Genomic DNA, 16,114 nt, shown 5'->3' on the forward strand with positions numbered 1-16,114 from the left:
CTCACTGGCCGTCACCCCCCTTGGCCGAGGCCTTGGCCGGGGTGCCGTACACGTCGCCCACCGTCGGCAGCGGCAGCGCGGGCAGCGAGCTGCGCCGCGTTTCCGGTACGGCCTCCAGGGTCCCGGACTTCAGCGACGCACCACCGCGGGTCATCGTCAGCTCGTTGATGTTCGCCCGCCCGTCGAGGGTGTTGGTCCGCGGGTTGTACGCGGCGTCGATGTTCTGCGCGGCCAGCGGCAGCACATCCAGCGCCTCGGCCACCGACCGGCGCTGGTTGACGACGGACTGGGTGAGCTTGGCGAGCTTGTCGACGTTGGACTTCAGCCGGCCGCGGTTGTTCTGGATGAAGCCCTTCACCTGGCCGAGCGCCGTGCCCAGGTCCTTCAGGGCGGCGGCGAGGTTCTCCTTGTCGTCGGAGAGGAACTTGCTGACGTCCGAGAGCTGCTTCGCCGCGGTCTGCACGCCCTTGTCGTTCTTCTTCAGCATGGTCGTGAACTTCTGCAGGCCCTGGACCGTCTTCACCAGGTCGCCGCTGTTCCCGTTGAGTACGGAAGCCGCACCGCCAAGATTCTTGATCGTCTCGCCGAAGGCCTTGCCGTTGCCCTTGAGGTTGGCGGCGCCGGTGTTCAGCAGGTCCGACAGGGCGCCGTTCTTGTTGGCGCCCTTGGGTCCGAGCGCCTCGCTCAGGTCCGTAACGGACTTCATCAGCTCGTCGACCTCCACCGGCGTCGCGGTATCGGAGGCCGGGATGACGCCGCCGTCGGGGAACTGCTGCCCGCCCATGAACGGCGGGCTGAGCTGCACGAACCGGCCCGCGACCACGCTCGGCGCGACCACCACGGCCTGCACCCGCCGCGGCACCTTCACCCCCTGGTCGACGCTCAGCTCGACCTTGACCCGCTTGCCGCGCGGCTCGATGTCGTCGACCGTGCCGACCTTCACGCCCAGCACCCGCACGTCGGAGCCCTCGTGGACGCTGACGGCCCGGTCGAAGTACGCGGTGATCTTCTTGCTGTCGCTGCTGCCGAAGACCTTCCCGGCCCCCCACGCCGCGCCCGTGCCGAGCAGCGCGAGGACCACGATGATCACCATCAGCCGGCGGCCCCACAGGTCGCCGAGGGCGTCCGCGAAGCGGTCGCCGAGCGAGGGGCCACGTATCTCCGCGGCCATCAGCGGCCTCCTGACTTGGGCGGCTTGCACCCGGTGACGGGGAGCGTGCCTGCCGGTACGTAGTTCTTCGGGACCAGGCCGCAGACGTACGCGTCCATCCACCGGCCGCTGCCGAGCGCGTTGCCGACCATCCGGTAGTACGGGCCTGCCGCCTTCAGCGCGGCGTCGAGGCTCTTCTGGTTGCGCTCCAGCACGCCGGTGACCCGGCCGAGGGCATCAAGGGCCGGGCCTATCTGGGTGTTGTTGTCCTTGACGATGCCGGTGAGCTCGCGGCCGAGGTCGCGGGCGCCGGTGAGCAGCGCGTGGATGGAGTCGCGGCGGAAGCGGATCTCGCCGAGCAGCAGGTTGCCGTTCTTCAGCAGCGACTCGAACTCGTCGCTGTTGTCGTTGAGCGTCTTCGCCACCGACTTGCTGCCCTTGAGCAGGTCGCCGAGCTGGTCATTGCGGGTGGAGATGGTCTGCGACAGGCCGGAGAGACCGCTCATGGCCTTCCGTACCGAAGGCGGGGTGTCCTTGAAGGTGGTGGCCAGCACCTTGAAGCTGGCCTCGATCTTCGAGGTGTCGAGGTCGCCGACGGTCCTGCTCAGCCCGTTGAAGGCCTCGATGACGTCGTACGGGGAGGTGGTGCGGCTCATCCCGATCCGCTTGCCCGGGTCCTGGGCGCGGGCGCCGAGCGGCTCCACGGCGAGGTACTTGGAGCCGAGGAGGGTGGCGATGCCGATGCCGACGCGGCTGTCCTCGCCGACCCAGCCGTCGACGCGGAAGCCGACCTTCACCTTCGGCCCGTCGAGCGCCACCGACTTCACCTCGCCGACCTGCACACCGGCGATGCGGACCTTGTCGCCCTCCTTCAGCCCGGCCGCCTCCTTGAAGTCGGCCGTGTAGAGGGTGCCCTTGTCGCCGACGACGGGCAGCGAGGCCGCGTTGTAGGCGAGCAGCCCGACGAGCGTCATGACGAGCAGTCCGATGATGGCGACGCCGACGGGGTTGCGTTCCCTGACCGGCTTCAGCCGCGGCAGCAGCCTCATGACCGGCACCTCCCGCCCTTGAGCCCGAGGCCGGTGGGCGGCTTGCCGCCGCCGTAGGTCTCGGCGCCGCTGACCTTGGCCTGGCAGAGGTAGAGGTTCATCCAGGAGCCGTACGAGGCGGTGCGGCCGATGGCCGCCATCTTGCGCGGCGTCTTTTTCAGCGCGTTCTCCAGCAGCGGGGCGTCCTTGTTGAGGTTTGCGGACAGCCGGCCGACCTCGCGGATGTTGTCCTTGAGCGGCTTGCGGCCGTCCTTGAAGAGCCCTGAGGTGGAGGTGGCGAGCTTCCCCATGGCGCCGATGGCCGCGCCGATGGGCTTGCGGTCGCCGGCGAAGCCGCGTACCAGCTCCTCCAGCGTGCCGATGAGCCCTGTGAATTCGGCCTGCCGTTTGTTCACGGTCTTCAGCACCTTGGTGAGGTTGTCGATGACCTGCCCGATGACCTTGTCCTTCTTGGCGAGGGTGGTAGTCAGCGAGCCGACGGTGTCGACGAGGGAGGTGACGGTGGTGCCCTCGCCCTGCAGCACCTGCACGACGGAGGCGGCGAGCTTGTTGGTGTCCTCGGGGGACAGGCCCTGCATCAGCGGCTGGAAGCCGTTGAAGAGCTCGGTGAGGTCGAGGGCGGGCTCGGTGCGCTTGAGCGGGATGGTGCCGCCGGCGGGGAGCTGCTGATTGAGCGGACCGGTGCCGCGCTGCAGGTCCACGTAGCGCTGGCCGACCATGTTGAGGTACTTGATCGACGCGGTGGTGGATGCCGGGAGGGAGCGGTCCCGCTCCACCTCGAAGGTCACCTGCGCGTACCGCCGCTGCACGACCTCGATCGACGCGACCTGCCCGACCTGCACCCCGGCGACCCGCACGGAGTCGCCGACGATGAGCCCGGTGGTGTCGGTGAACCAGGCCTTGTACGAACGGGTCGACCCGACGCCGGTGTTGGCGACCGAGAAGGCCAGGACGGTGGTGGCGATCGCGGTGACCAGGACGAAGATCGCGGACTTGACGAGCGGTCCGGTGAGGGACTTGCGGGCGGTCACTTGAGGTTCACCTCCGCCCCGCGGTAGGCGGGTCCGGCGAGGACGCTCGACCAGTCGGGGAGCTCGTCGGGGCCGGTCTTGGTCTCGGCGGCGACCAGCTCGTTGACCAGCTGGTTCTCCTGGGGGGAGTTGGCGACGCCGAGGTCGTTGGCGCTGGCGGTGAAGGTGTTGGCCGAAGCGTTTCCGGATCCGGATCCGTCCGCGGGCGCCGATGCGCTACGCGCCACGCCCCCGCCCGCCGGATAGCACCGCGGCCCGCCCCCGGCCCCGTAACTCGGCGCGTCCCGCCCGGGAAGGTATTCACCCCGATCGCGAACCACATTCACATCCACATGCAGCCCGTGCTGATTCGTCCCCTTCCCCAGCGCCGCATCCATCCGCGGCACGAAGTCGGCGACCGTCGCGAGCGTGCAGGGGAAGGCGGGCGCGTACCGGCCGAGGATCTCCATCGTCGGGCGGGCGGTGCCGGCCAGGCGGATCAGGTTGGCGCTGTTCTGCTTCATCCACGTGTCCACGTCCTGCGAGCTCGCCGTCACCGACGCGTAGAGCGTCGAGAGCTCGGCGCGCTGCTCGGCGAGGGTGGCGCTGGTGGTGGTGGCGTCGTGCAGCGCGTCGACGATGTCGGGCGCGGCGTCGGCGTATGTGTCGGAGACCTTCACCAGGTGCTTGATGTCCTTGTTCAGCTCCGGGAGGTTCGGGTTGAACTCCTTCAGGTAGCCGTCGAGCGTCGTCATCGCCTTGCCGATCTTTTCGCCGCGGCCCGAGAAGGCGCTGGAGAGCGCGGAGAGGGTGGCCGAGAGCTTCTCCGGCTGTACGGCGGTGAGCAGCGGGAGCAGATTGTCGAGGGCTTCCTCCAGCTCGACCGCGTTGCGGCTGCGGTTCTGCGGGATGACGGCGCCGGCGGCGAGGGTCTGCGTGGTGGCCTGGGCGCGCGGCGGCACGAGGGAGACGTACCGCTGGCCGAAGAGGGTGGTCGGCAGCAGCTGCGCGGTGACATCGGCGGGGATGTGGCTCATCTTCCCGGGCTGCATCTCCAGGGTGAGCCGGGACTTCTCCCCGTTGGTGTCGATCTTCGCGACCTCGCCGATGACGACGCCCCGCAGCTTCACATCCGCGTGCGGATTCATCTCGCTGCCGACGGTCGCCGTCTCCACGATCACCGTGTCCGAGTCGCGGAACTCCTTGTCGTAGACGGCAAGCGACAGCCAGATCAGCAGCGCGGGCGCGAGCAGATAGACGACACCGGCGGTGCGCCTGCGGCGGCGCACGGTGCGCTCGTTCGGCCGCATCTTGGTCGTGGCGCTGCTCGTGGCGCTCATCAGCCCGCCACCTTCACCGTCGTCGTGGCGCCCCAGAGCGCCAGGCTGAGGAAGAAGTCGGTGATGCTGATCAGCACGATCGCGGTCCGTACGGAACGGCCCACGGCCACGCCCACGCCGGCCGGGCCGCCGGCGGCGCGGAAGCCGTAATAGCAGTGGGCGAGGATCACCAGGACGCTGAAGATCAGCACCTTGAGGAAGGAGAGGAGGACGTCCGTCGGCACCAGGAAGAGGTTGAAGTAGTGGTCGTACGTGCCGGTGGACTGGTCGTTGAAGAGCGTCGTCACCGCGCGCGAGGCGACATACGAGCCGAGCAGCCCGATCCCGTACAGCGGAATGATCGCGAGCGCGCCCGCGACGATGCGGGTGGAGACGAGATACGGGATGGAGTGCACGCCCATCGACTCCAGGGCGTCGACCTCCTCGTTGATCCGCATCGCGCCGAGCTGGGCGGTGAAGCCGGCGCCGACGGTGGTGGAGAGGGAGAGTGCGGCGACGAGGGGCGCGATCTCGCGGGTGTTGAAGTACGCGGACACGAACCCGGTGAAGGCGTCGGTGCCGATCTGGCTCAGCGCCGCGTAACCCTGCAGGCCGACGACGGTGCCGGTGAAGACGGTGATGCCGACCATCACCCCGACGGTGCCGCCGATGACGCCGAGGCCGCCGGAGCCGAAGGAGACTTCGGAGAAGATCCGCTGCACTTCCTTCGGGTAGCGGCGCACGGCCCGCGGTATCCACAGCAGGGCGCGGATGTAGAAGAGCAGCTCGTCGCCGGGGCGGTCGAGCCAGCGGAACCATTCGGCGGTGGCGGGGCGGTGAGCGGGCAGCCCGTTCCTTATGAAGCCCTTCTTCTGCGGCGGCTCTTCAGGCTCCCCCTGGGCGGCCGGGCCCGGCTGCTCGATGACGGCCATGGCTTCAGACCACCCCCTTGGTGGGGACGAGCTGCAGGTAGATGCCGGTGATCACGACATTGACGAAGAAGAGAAGGAGGAAGGTGAAGACCACGGACTGGTTCACGACATCGCCGACGCCCTTGGGCCCGCCCTTGGGGTTCAGGCCGCGGTAGGCGGCGACGATCCCGGCGATGAAGCCGAAGATGCCCGCCTTGATCTCGCTGATGTAGAGGTCGGGCAGCTGCGCGAGCGCGGAGAAAGAGGAGAGATATGCGCCTGGAGTGCCGTTCTGCATGATGACGTTGAAGAAGTAGCCGCCGAGCGTGCCGACGACGGACACCAGCCCGTTGAGGAGCAGCGCGACGATGACGACGGCGAGGACGCGGGGTACGACGAGGCGCTGCACGGGCGAGATGCCCATGACCTCCATCGCGTCCAGCTCCTCGCGGATCGTACGGGCGGCGAGGTCCGCGCAGATCGCGGAGCCGGCGACGCCGGATATGAGCAGACAGACGATCATTGGGCTGGCCTGCTGGATGAGGACCAGGACGCTGGCGCCGCCGGTGAAGGATTGCGCGCCGAATTGGGAGATCAGCGACCCGACTTGCAGCGCGATCACGGCCCCGAAGGGGATCGTGACCAGCATGGCGGGGAGGATCGACACGCTGGCGATGAACCAGAACTGCTCGATGAACTCCCGCGTCTGGAAGGGCCGCTTGAAAATCAGCCGCGTGACGGAGAGCCCGAGCGCGAACATGCTGCCGATCTCGCGCAGCACGCCCAGCCCCGGAAGGGGCTGCCGTATCGGGCGGGGCGGGGGCGCTTGGGCCTCCGGCCCGTGGGCGCGGTGTATGGCCGGCTCGCCACCGACGGGGTCGCCTGCGGCGGGGGGCGGGGTCCCTGGCGGGGCGGTCACGGGCGCTCCTTGGGGGTGAAGAAGCCGCGGTGGGCGGCGGGGTCGGGCTGGGGGGCGCCGGGCGCGTCCTGCCCGCCGGTGGGCTGGGGAAGGCCGGGCTCGTACGCACCGGGTTTCTGGCCGCCATCGCGCTCCTGGCCCGCGCCGAAGGGCTGGCCGCCGGGCCCGTACGCGCCAGGCTCCTGCTCCCCGGGCCCGTACGCAGTGGGCTCCTGCCCTCCAGTCCCGTACGCGCCGGGCGCCCGCTCCCCGGCCCCGTAATCACCGGCCCCCGCTTCCGGCCCGGCAGCGGGCATCGCCGGCTCCGTGGCCGCCAGCCCCTGCCCCATCGCGCCGCCGATGCCGCCGGAGCCGGTACCGCCGATGCCGCCGCCAGGCGAGAAGCGCGGCTTCTCCGGGTCGCGTACGGGCAGCGGGCGCGTCGCCGCCTCGAAGTCGGCGGCGAGGTCGTCCTCGATTGCCTGCCTCGCCTTCGGCGGCAGGTCGTGCAGCATGTGGCGTACGCGCTCCCGCCGCCGCCGCACCGCGCCGCGCACCGGCATTCCCGGTGTCGGCTCCAGCTGCGGTTCCAGGCCGCGCGGGCCGCGCATGTTCTCGCCGACGCCGTTGAGCTGCTCCAGGGCGAGCGTCGCCTGGTCCTTCTCCTCGGACATGCCGATGGGGCCCATCCGGCGCCCGGCGAGGAATTGCTCCACCGCCGGCTCCTCGCTGGTCAGCAGCACCTCGCGCGGCCCGAACATGACAAGCCCACGGCGGTAGAGCATGCCCATGTTGTCGGGCACGGTGGCGGCGATATCCAGATTGTGGGTGACGATCAGCATCGTCGCGTCGATCTGCGCATTCAGATCGATGAGCAGCTGCGAGATATAGGCCGTACGCACCGGATCAAGGCCCGAGTCAGGCTCATCGACGAGCAGAATCTGCGGATCGAGCACCAACGCCCGCGCCAGCCCCGCACGCTTGCGCATACCACCCGATATCTCGCCAGGCAGCTTGCCTTCCGACCCGAGCAGCCCGACCATGTCGATCCGCTCCATCACAATGCGGCGGATCTCCGACTCCTTCTTGCGCGTGTGCTCGCGCAGCGGAAAGGCGATGTTGTCGTACAACGGCAGCGACCCGAAGAGCGCCCCGTCCTGGAACATCAGCCCGAACAGCTTCCGGGTCTCATAGACCTCGTGCTCCCGGCTGTTGACCATGTCGACGCCGTCGATCATGACCCGCCCCTGCTCCGGCCGGATCAGCCCCACCAGCGACTTGAGAAAGACGGTCTTGCCGGTGCCGGACGGCCCGAGCATGACGCTCACTTCGCCGGGAGGCAGGGTGAGCGTCACGTTCTGCCAGATGTTCTGCTTGCCGAATGTCTTGGTCAGACCCTCGACGACTACTTCGATTCCCATTGCACCTCCCGGAGATGAGTCGGATTCGTCAGAGTTTCGGCAGCCGCGGCACCTCGCAGGTGGTGCTGCCGCCGCCGCAGGCGTTGCCCTGCTCGATCTTCAGCGGGTTGTCGGGGCCGGCGATCGAGGCGTTGATGAGCGGATCGAGGTCCTCACCGCCGGCACCGCAGCCACTGAACTTCGGGATGTCGATGGAGCCTTCGAGCGTGCCGCCGGATCCGACGATGTAGCTGCCGGTGAGCACCGTGCGGATCTTCTTGGACGTGCGACAGCGGGATCCGACGTCGAGCGGCGCGCCGTTGAGCGTGACGTTGTGCAGCCGCAGGTGCTGGTAGTAGCCGACGGTCACCCGCGGCTTCCTGCCGCCGCCGGTGATGGCAACGACGGTGGCCGGTTCAGGCTCGAAACGCACGCTCGCCGTGGTCGGCTGGAAGCCGAAGGTCAGGAATGTGGACCGGCTGTCGGCCAGTTTCATGATCCCGAGCGAATCGAATTCGTTGTAACCCTCGGCGGTGACGGTGCGCTTCTGGAAGGCCAGCTGCATCAGACCCGTACGGCCACGCCCCCGCGGATCGTTGACGATCGCGGACTGATTCTGCTTGCGCATGGTGGCGAAGCCGGCGGGGACGGCGCACATCGGGGTCCCTTCGCCCTCTTCGCCGACATCCGCGCCCGGTGGCGGTTTGGGCAGGAACTCCTTGTTGAGCTTGCCCTTGGGCGGTGTCGTCGGACACTTTCCCGCGGACGCCAACGGCTGCACACCGGTGTCGATGGAGCCGCCACTGCTCCCGTCCACCTCGGGCCCAGCCGAGCCCGACGGCGTGTCGGACGAACCGCCACCGCCATCCTCGGCCTCCTCGACCGGCACGGTCGCGAGCTTCGTACGCGCCCCGTCCGCCGGCCCACAGGTCAGTTGCGTCGACTTGGCCGCACCCTCCGGCGGCGCGCTCTTCAGCGTCAGCTCCAGCCGCCCCGCCGTAAAGGTGACATCACCTCCGGAGCCGACCGTCACCGGCGCGACCTTGCCCGCGAAGGCCAGCTCCAGCTCCCCCTCCGCGGGCACCCGCACCTCATCACTCTTGGCGGCAAGCCCGCTCCACCCCGCCTCGGCCCGTTCGGATCCCTGCGTCACTGTCGCGGTGAGCGCCGCGGTCCCGCCGACCGTGGCGGCGTCCTCGGGCAGCAGCTTCGCCACGCCCGTCGCAGGGACGGTGACCCGTACGGTCAACTCCCCCGGCTGGATGGCCTTCCCGGCGGTCCCGCTCTCGGGATAGCCCTGAGCGAGGTCGACGGAGATTGCCTGCGTGCCCCCGCCGAGGACAGCGCACTCGTACTCCGCCGCCACCCGCGCGCTCTGCTCTCCCACGGCGGACCCCGACCCGGACAGCAGCCCCGCGACCAGCGCCAGGCAGCCCACGCCGGCCAGGCGCAGCCCGTGCCGGCGACTCACGGCACCTCTCATCGCTCAACTCCCGGGGGACGGTGTTGGGACTGGACTACGGTCACGGACCCCGCGGCCAAGGGGGGTCGGCCACGGGGCCCGTGCGGTGCGGCCCCGACCGGACCAGGGAGGCTGAGACCGGTGCAATGGGCCCGAGGGATACGGCAGGTAATCCCCGCAACTTGCGAATGGGACGTTACGTACGGGTAACCGGGTGACGCAATGCTTCATTGCAAGAAACCCAGCAAAGATAGCGCTCCGGCCAATATCTCATCCGAACGGTAACAACTTAGGATCGAGATTCATACAAGAGTGAGCACGGACGGCACAGGAGATCAATCTGAGCACTTATCACCAATGGCGCAATACTGTCGCCCCGCATCATCGCCAGATGATCAACATGCATGGCATCTTTGAACCCACACGAACGGCCGAGAGACGTCAGCCGGCGCTAGGCGCTCACCACCGCTATCCGCTACGGGTCTGCCGAGGGGAGATAAGGAACGATCCTGTGATGTCTACCTGCTCACCTTGCCGAAAATACCCGTGACAGGCTATCGTTTCACCTGTACCTTTGCTGGCAGTCATACCGCTGCTCGAGAAGATGCTGAAACGCCCAGTCGAGTTGGTATATTTGCCAACTATGCCGTCATCATGATATTCAGACCTAATACATCCGGGCAAATTCGTGGTTGCCCAGTATAGAGCGGGAACTGATCGCCCACGAACCAAGTGGGTGCTCCTTCGCCAGGTGAAGCCGCCCGAAAATCTGCCATCGGGCTTCCATCTATGGAGAAATAGCAATGCAGGGAGCGATTACTGCTCAGCCCGGTGACAGTAATCGAGCTATTGACAAACCTCGCCTCCCCGTCAGGTCTAACTACCCACGGGTTGGCCCCCTTGAACCTTCGCTTCACTTCTCCCCCAGAGAGTGCACTTGCAGGAGGTTTCGCCACCTCCCAGCCATGTCCGAATCGTATGGAGAATTCACGAGTTCGAGCAATGGGCATCTCGAATTCCGGAACGATCGGCAGCGGTCGCGACGATTCTTGTCAGCCAGGGAGCATGCATTCCGTCGCTTAGCGCGCGGGAGTGAGTAGGCAGTCCCGAGGCGGGCCGACTCGACCCCAACACCGCGCTCCGCCGGAAGGTCGACCGGAGCGGCATGCAAGATACTCTCAATCGAGATAGTATTCCTTGCGCTACCATACGACGTGACATGCGGAGGCCACGCCCATGCAACGCTTCATCGGCCGCAAGCGTGAGCTGCGGGTTCTCGACACGGCTCTTGCGTCGCTGCGAGAGGGGACCGGCTCCGCGCAGCCCGGCCAGTGCATCCTGATGCGCGGGCGCCGGCGAGTGGGGAAGTCCAGCCTCGTCGAGGAATTCCTGCGGCGCAGCAAGGTGCCCAGTCTGTTCTTCACCGCGGGCGGAGGGTCGACCGAGACGGAGCTGATGGAGCTGGGTGAGGCCGTGGCCGCTTCGACGCTGCCGGAGCGGGCGCTGTTCGCGGAGGAGGCCCCGACACAGTGGAATGCGGCCTTCCGGCTCCTTGCGGAGTTGCTTCCGGACGACGAGCCCAGCGTGGTCGTCATCGATGAGGTGCCGTACCTGATGGAGCGGATCGATGCCTTTGAAGGCATGCTGCAGCGCGCCTGGGACCGGCTGCTGAGCCGCAAGCCGGTACTGCTTCTGCTCGTTGGCTCGGACCTGTCGATGATGGAGGCGCTGAACAGCTACGAGCGCCCGTTTCACCAACGCGGTCAGGAAATGATCCTCGGCCCGCTGAATCCCGCCGATCTGGCAGAGATGCTCGACCTGGACGCCGCCGCGGCTCTCGACGCCGCCCTCGTCACCGGCGGGTTGCCACTGATTTGCCGGGAGTGGCCGCGCGGCGCCTCGGTGTGGGATTTCCTGAAGTCGTCGCTGGCCAATCCCATCTCCGCCCTGCTGGTCTCGGCCGAGCGCTCGCTGGCGGCGGAGTTCCCGCCGCAGGCGATGGGGCGGGAGGTCCTCAAGGCGATCGGCAGCGGCGAGCGGACCTTCACCAACATCGCCCGAGCAGCGGGCGGCATTGCCCACACCACGCTGACCAGAGCGACGGAAGTACTCACCGACAAGCGTGTGGTCGCCGCCGAACTGCCCGTATCCCTACGGCCGTCCAAGGAGCGCCGCTACCGGATCGCTGATCCGTACCTGCGCTTCTGGCTGGCCTTCCTGGAGCCGCACATGGCAGAGATCGAGCGCATGCGAGGCGACCTCACCCTCGCCCGCGTGAAGGAGCAGTGGCCCGGCTGGCGCGGCCGGGCCGTGGAGCCGCTCGTGCGCGAGTCCCTCGCCCGGCTGCTCCCCGACGGGGAGCTGCCCGCCGCTCCGGCCATCGGCGGCTACTGGACTCGCAGCAACGACGTAGAGATCGACATCGTCGGGGCCGATCGTGCTCCGGTCGCCAAGCAGCTCCACTTCCTCGGCTCCGTCAAGTGGCTGGAGAAGTCCCCGTTCGACAGCCACGATCTCGCCACGCTGCACAAGCACCGCGCCGCGGTCACGGACGATCCCGTCCCGCTCGTCGCGGTGTCCCGCAGCGGGGTGAAGTGCTCCGGCCTACAAGCTGCATACGGGCCGGAAGATCTGCTGCGGGCATGGCAGCAGTGACTCTATGAGAAAGGACCGCAGGGTAATCCACGAGTGAATTCCCTTATCCACTCGGCAGCAATTCCCGGGGCTCTTCTCGTACGGAAGTGAGCACGCCATGCGGCCGAGCTGCCGTCCGAGCGCTTGCTCAGTGGGTGCGCAGGAACGCGGCCCCGCGGCTCACCGCACCTCGCATACTTCATCACCTGACGCGCAAGAACACCCCGAACGTCATCACTCCGCGCACGTATCGCCACCCCGCCCCTTGACGTTAGGGCTCAGCCGGGTGCGCCCTATGGAGGGCAGTGAACGCAGTGCTGTCAGATGTGAGCAGTGAGTACTGCGCTCTTCGCCCACTTGCTCTACGGTGCTAGGTGCTCAGAGGTCCGAATGATCACTTGAGTGACCGGCAAGAACGGTCGTCATGTCCGGGCGCGCCCCCGCCGCAGCCCGGCCGGCAGGTGACAACCGTATCGCCGGCAGTGAGGGGATTTGCCATGACGATCGCGATGCGTGCGGCGGAGACGAACCACCCTGCCGGGCAGCTGCCGCCGGAGTTCGCGGCCATTATGCGCCCGGAGCTTCCCAGCCTCATCCAAGAGGTGAGAGCGGAGATCCGCGGGACCATCCCGGAGTACGCGGTGCTGCACGACGGCCCGTACGGGAAGGTGATCCAGCTCATCGTGGAGCAGGCGCTGAGCACCTTCGTGGAGCGGGTCGGCGAGCCGCGCTCGTCAACCATCCAGCGGGACAAGACCTTTCAGCGGTTCGGGCGCTTCGAGGCGTACGAGGGCCGCGGCCTGGACACCATGGAGGCGGCGTTCCGGATCGGCGCCCGGCTCGCGCTGCACCGCGGCAAGAAGGTCGCGCGGCGCTACAACATCTCCACCACCCTCATGATCGTCTTCGCCGACCAGCTGTTCGCGTACGTCGATGAGCTGGTGGATGTCGCCCGCGAGGGCTATCTGGAGGCCAAGGCCGAGATGGCGGGCGGCCAGGACAGCCAGCGGCAGCGGCTGCTGGAGCTGATCCTCGCCGGGCCCGCCACCCCGCGTTCGGCCCTCGCCGAGCTGGCCGAGCGGGCCCGCTGGGAGATCCCGGACCAGGTGGCGCTGATCGCGTACGCGCCCGGCCGGCTGCCCGACCGGGCGGCCATGACCCCGGACATGCTGGTCAACTTGGAGGACGCGCAGCCGTACGCCCTCTGCCCGGCCCCCATCGACGCCACCCGCCGCGCCTTCATGGACGCCTCGCCCGACACCGTCCGCGCCGCCGTCGGCCTGCCCGTGCCGCTCGAAGAGGCGGCGGAGTCGCTGCGGTGGGCGCGGCGCGGGCTGCAGCTCGCGGAGCACGGGATCATCGACGCGGGGCCCTTCGCGCACTGCGAGGAACACCTCGTCACGCTCTGGCTGTTCGCCGACCCGAAGCTCACCGACGCGCTCGCCCGGCGCCAGCTCACCTTCCTCGACGACCTCACCCCGAACCAGCGCGACCGCATGATCGACACCCTGCGGGCCTGGCTCGACACCCGGGGCAACGCCGTCCAGATGGCCGAGCTGCTGCACCTGCACCCGCAGACCGTCCGCTACCGCCTCCGCAATCTCGACAAGGCCTTCGGCACCCAGCTGACCGACCCCGACCGCCGCTTCACCATCGAACTGGTGCTGCGTGCCCTCCAGTTGCGCAGCCGCGCCGCGGAAAGGTGAGTGGATTGTCATGGGCACCCCCGGCACCCCCGGCACCCCCCGTCCCGTACGCGCTGATCTCACCCGCACCTTCGGGTCGCTGCCCGCGGAGTTCGCCGCGATCATGCGGCCCGAGCTGCCGAGCCTGATCCAGGAGACGATCGCCGAGATCCGCCGCTCGATCCCCGAGTACGCGCAGGTGCTGGACGGCCCGTACGCCCGCGCGGTGCCGCTGATCGTCGAGGCGAACCTCGCGACCTTCGTGGAGAAGGTGGCCTCCCCCGACACCCCGACGGCGCAGCGCGACAAGGTGTGCCGGATGTTCGGCCGCTTCGAGGCGTACGAGGGCCGGGAGCTCGACACCATGGAGGCGACCTTCCGGATCGGCGCCCGGGTGGCGCTGCGCCGCGCCAAGCGGACCGCGCGCCGGTACGGGCACTCCACCACGCTCATGCTGGCCTTCGCGGACGCGCTCTTCGCGTACATGGACGAGCTGGTGGATGTCGCCCGCGAGGGCTATCTGGAGGCCAGGGCCGAGCTCGACAACGGGCAGGACACCCACCGGCAGCGGCTGCTCGCGATGATCCTGCAGGGCCCGGCAGCGCCGCGGGCGGCGCTGGCGGAGCTCGCCGAACGGGCCCGCTGGCCGCTGCCCGACGAGGTCACGCTGATCGCGTACAGCGCGGAGAAGAAGCCCGACCGCGGTGCGATCTCCGACGACGTGCTGCTGGACCTGGACGACCCGCAGCCGCACGGGCTCATCCCCGGCCCGATGGACGACGACCGCCGCGCGCTGCTGCGGGCGACGCCCGCGCACGTCCGCTTCGCGATCGGGGTGACGGTGCCGCTGGCCGCGGCGCCCGAGTCGCTGCGGTGGGCGCGCCGCACCCTCGCGCTGGTCGAGGCGGGCGTGCTGCCGGAGCACCCGTACACCTACGCCGACGATCACCTGGTCACGCTCTGGCTCTTCTCCGACCCGGCGCTGCTGGAGCTGCTCTCCCGCCGCCGGCTGTCCCCGCTCGACGACCTCACCCCGAACCAGCGCGACCGCCTGATCGACACCCTGCGGGCGTGGCTGGACACCCGCGGAAACGCGGTGCAAATGGCCGAGCTGCTGCACCTCCACCCGCAAACGGTCCGCTACCGTCTCCGCAACCTCGACAAGGCCTTCGGCGCCCAACTGACGGACCCGGACGCCCGCTTCTCCCTGGAGCTGGTGCTACGGGCCCTGCAACTGCGGGGCCGCGGTGGCTATCGCGTACCTCCGGCGCGCGCGGATGATTCGGTGGCGCGGGCGCACCTAAGGGCGCTGCCGGGGCGGGAGTGAGGTCGGTGCGGGCGTGAGGTCAGCCCTCGACCGGCTCCGCCGCCCCCTCCGGGGGCGTCCACACCTCGCCCGCGAGCACCTGTCGCATGCCGACCCAGACCATGTTCATCAGCCGCAGCGTGACCCGGTCGGGGGCCTCGTCCGGGTGGTCGGCCATCCATCCCGTAAGCGAGTCTGCCGCGCCGACCAGAGCATGCGCCACGAACTCCGCGTCCTGATCGCCCAGCCCCGCGCTGCTGTCGCTGCCGTGGATCCCAGCGCCCACGAGGCCCGTCACCGCCGTCATCACGGCGGCACGCTGCCGCTCAACCTCGGCCGCGATCTCGCCGCCCTGCTCGGGGGCCTGCCGGTAGAGGACGATCCAGCCGTCCCGGTTGGCGGCCACATGCGAGAAGAACGCGGAAAGCCCCGCCCACAACTGCTGATCGGCCCCCTGCTCGACGGCCGCCGCCTGCTGGAACTCATGCGTCAGCAGCTCGCCCTCACGCTTGATGCAGGCGATGAAGAGGCCTTCCTTGGAGCCGAAGTACAGGTACACCATCGGCTTCGAGATCCCTGCGAGGTCCGCGATCTCATCGACCACCGCGGCGTGGTACCCGCGCTTGGAGAACACCTGCACCGCAGCGTCGATGATCTGCTGCTCCCGGACCTGCCGGGGAAGTCGTCTCCTGCGTGTGCCACTCACCCTTGCCACCTTACGTGTCCAACGGCTAACTTAACTCCTGAGTAAGTTTACTCCAGAGTAAGAACACTGAGAAGGGTGTTTGCTGATGGCCGACAAGACCAAGGCCGAGCTGGAGAGCCTCGACTTCGCCAGCGTCTCGCCGGAGGAGTTCGCGAAGCTCGTCAAGGGGTTCTCGAACAAGGAGATCGACGAGCTCAGCGGCGACGACGCGCTCCGCCGCCGCATCGCCGCCGAGATCTTCCAGCGCATGGAGAGCCAGTTCCGCCCGGACGCGGCGGGCCCGCTCAAGGCCGTCATCCGCTGGAAGATCACCGGCGACAGCGACATCGTCTACGAGACGGCCATAGCCGACAAAAAGCTCACCATCACCGAGGGCCGCACCGAGGGCGAGCCGCGGGTGACCCTCGTCCTCGGCGACGCCGCGTTCCTGAAGCTGGTGTCCGGCAACGGCAGCCCGGTGTCGATGTTCATGACCCGCAAGCTGAAGGTGGCGGGCGACGTCGGCCTCGCGGCCAAGCTGCCGAGCCTCTTCGACATCCCCAAGGCCTGAGGCCCCGTACAGATAAGACAGGGAGCACGAACGA

Annotated in this window: 12 protein-coding genes and 1 pseudogene; 4 read left to right on the forward strand and 9 right to left on the reverse strand. The window is 68.5% G+C overall.

What is annotated here, in order from left to right; all coding sequences use genetic code 11:
• Position 1 precedes the first annotated feature (1 nt).
• The 8 genes and pseudogenes from ACNNMR_RS18580 to ACNNMR_RS18615 form a co-directional block, all read right to left on the reverse strand.
• Positions 2–1,171, reverse strand: coding sequence for an MCE family protein (locus tag ACNNMR_RS18580; protein ID WP_419995748.1), 1,170 nt, complete (start codon positions 1,169–1,171; stop codon positions 2–4).
• Entirely contained in the window at positions 1,171–2,199 is a 1,029-nt protein-coding gene (locus ACNNMR_RS18585; RefSeq protein WP_419995749.1) for an MCE family protein, read from the reverse strand. Before ACNNMR_RS18585 ends, ACNNMR_RS18580 begins: the two co-directional genes overlap by 1 nt.
• Positions 2,196–3,230 (reverse strand): MCE family protein, encoded by a 1,035-nt coding sequence (locus ACNNMR_RS18590; protein WP_419995750.1) that lies wholly within the window; start codon positions 3,228–3,230, stop codon positions 2,196–2,198. Before ACNNMR_RS18590 ends, ACNNMR_RS18585 begins: the two co-directional genes overlap by 4 nt.
• Entirely contained in the window at positions 3,227–4,549 is a 1,323-nt protein-coding gene (locus ACNNMR_RS18595; protein ID WP_419995751.1) for an MCE family protein, read from the reverse strand. Before ACNNMR_RS18595 ends, ACNNMR_RS18590 begins: the two co-directional genes overlap by 4 nt.
• Positions 4,549–5,460 carry an MlaE family ABC transporter permease gene (locus tag ACNNMR_RS18600; RefSeq protein WP_419995752.1) on the reverse strand — a complete coding sequence of 304 codons (912 nt, stop codon included), beginning with the start codon at positions 5,458–5,460 and terminating at the stop codon, positions 4,549–4,551. The genes ACNNMR_RS18595 and ACNNMR_RS18600 overlap by 1 nt, the downstream gene beginning before the upstream one ends.
• Positions 5,461–5,464: 4 nt before the next feature.
• Positions 5,465–6,358, reverse strand: coding sequence for an MlaE family ABC transporter permease (locus ACNNMR_RS18605; protein ID WP_419995753.1), 894 nt, complete (start codon positions 6,356–6,358; stop codon positions 5,465–5,467).
• A 407-nt stretch (positions 6,359–6,765) separates the two neighbouring features.
• Positions 6,766–7,758, reverse strand: a pseudogene (locus tag ACNNMR_RS18610) (ABC transporter ATP-binding protein); the annotation flags it as partial.
• Between the two features lie 28 nt (positions 7,759–7,786).
• Positions 7,787–9,208: a DUF6801 domain-containing protein gene (locus ACNNMR_RS18615; protein WP_419995754.1), complete on the reverse strand. Its 1,422-nt coding sequence runs from the start codon at positions 9,206–9,208 to the stop codon at positions 7,787–7,789.
• A gap of 1,227 nt (positions 9,209–10,435) precedes the next feature.
• Here ACNNMR_RS18615 and ACNNMR_RS18620 point away from each other — a divergent pair.
• The 3 genes from ACNNMR_RS18620 to ACNNMR_RS18630 all read left to right on the forward strand — a co-directional run bounded on the left by ACNNMR_RS18620 (position 10,436) and on the right by ACNNMR_RS18630 (position 14,845).
• On the forward strand, positions 10,436–11,854 hold the full coding sequence (locus ACNNMR_RS18620; protein WP_419995755.1) for an ATP-binding protein: 1,419 nt from the start codon (positions 10,436–10,438) through the stop codon (positions 11,852–11,854).
• 476 nt (positions 11,855–12,330) lie between these two features.
• Positions 12,331–13,539 (forward strand): PucR family transcriptional regulator, encoded by a 1,209-nt coding sequence (locus ACNNMR_RS18625; protein ID WP_419995756.1) that lies wholly within the window; start codon positions 12,331–12,333, stop codon positions 13,537–13,539.
• A 10-nt stretch (positions 13,540–13,549) separates the two neighbouring features.
• The gene (locus ACNNMR_RS18630; protein ID WP_419995757.1) at positions 13,550–14,845 is read left to right on the forward strand and encodes a PucR family transcriptional regulator; all 1,296 of its coding nucleotides are present in this window, start codon (positions 13,550–13,552) and stop codon (positions 14,843–14,845) included.
• A gap of 19 nt (positions 14,846–14,864) precedes the next feature.
• Here the strand turns inward: ACNNMR_RS18630 and ACNNMR_RS18635 are convergent, their stop codons facing one another.
• A complete protein-coding gene (locus ACNNMR_RS18635) occupies positions 14,865–15,530 on the reverse strand; it encodes a TetR/AcrR family transcriptional regulator (RefSeq protein ID WP_419995758.1) in 666 nt (221 codons plus the stop codon).
• Positions 15,531–15,615: 85 nt separating this feature from the next.
• Here ACNNMR_RS18635 and ACNNMR_RS18640 point away from each other — a divergent pair, with 85 nt between their 5' ends.
• Entirely contained in the window at positions 15,616–16,080 is a 465-nt protein-coding gene (locus ACNNMR_RS18640) for an SCP2 sterol-binding domain-containing protein (protein ID WP_419995759.1), read from the forward strand.
• Positions 16,081–16,114: the final 34 nt, after the last annotated feature.

Source organism: Streptomyces boninensis (assembly GCF_048572725.1).
GTDB lineage: Bacteria > Actinomycetota > Actinomycetes > Streptomycetales > Streptomycetaceae > Streptomyces > Streptomyces boninensis.

Excerpts from the sequence above, each read along its gene's own strand:
- ACNNMR_RS18625 (WP_419995756.1), top strand. The coding sequence starts at position 12,331 with ATGACGATCGCGATGCGTGCGGCGGAGACGAACCACCCTGCCGGGCAG.
- ACNNMR_RS18580 (WP_419995748.1), bottom strand. The coding sequence starts at position 1,171 with ATGGCCGCGGAGATACGTGGCCCCTCGCTCGGCGACCGCTTCGCGGAC.
- ACNNMR_RS18620 (WP_419995755.1), top strand. The coding sequence starts at position 10,436 with ATGCAACGCTTCATCGGCCGCAAGCGTGAGCTGCGGGTTCTCGACACG.
- ACNNMR_RS18630 (WP_419995757.1), top strand. The coding sequence starts at position 13,550 with ATGGGCACCCCCGGCACCCCCGGCACCCCCCGTCCCGTACGCGCTGAT.
- ACNNMR_RS18595 (WP_419995751.1), bottom strand. The coding sequence starts at position 4,549 with ATGAGCGCCACGAGCAGCGCCACGACCAAGATGCGGCCGAACGAGCGC.
- ACNNMR_RS18640 (WP_419995759.1), top strand. The coding sequence starts at position 15,616 with ATGGCCGACAAGACCAAGGCCGAGCTGGAGAGCCTCGACTTCGCCAGC.
- ACNNMR_RS18600 (WP_419995752.1), bottom strand. The coding sequence starts at position 5,460 with ATGGCCGTCATCGAGCAGCCGGGCCCGGCCGCCCAGGGGGAGCCTGAA.
- ACNNMR_RS18585 (WP_419995749.1), bottom strand. The coding sequence starts at position 2,199 with ATGAGGCTGCTGCCGCGGCTGAAGCCGGTCAGGGAACGCAACCCCGTC.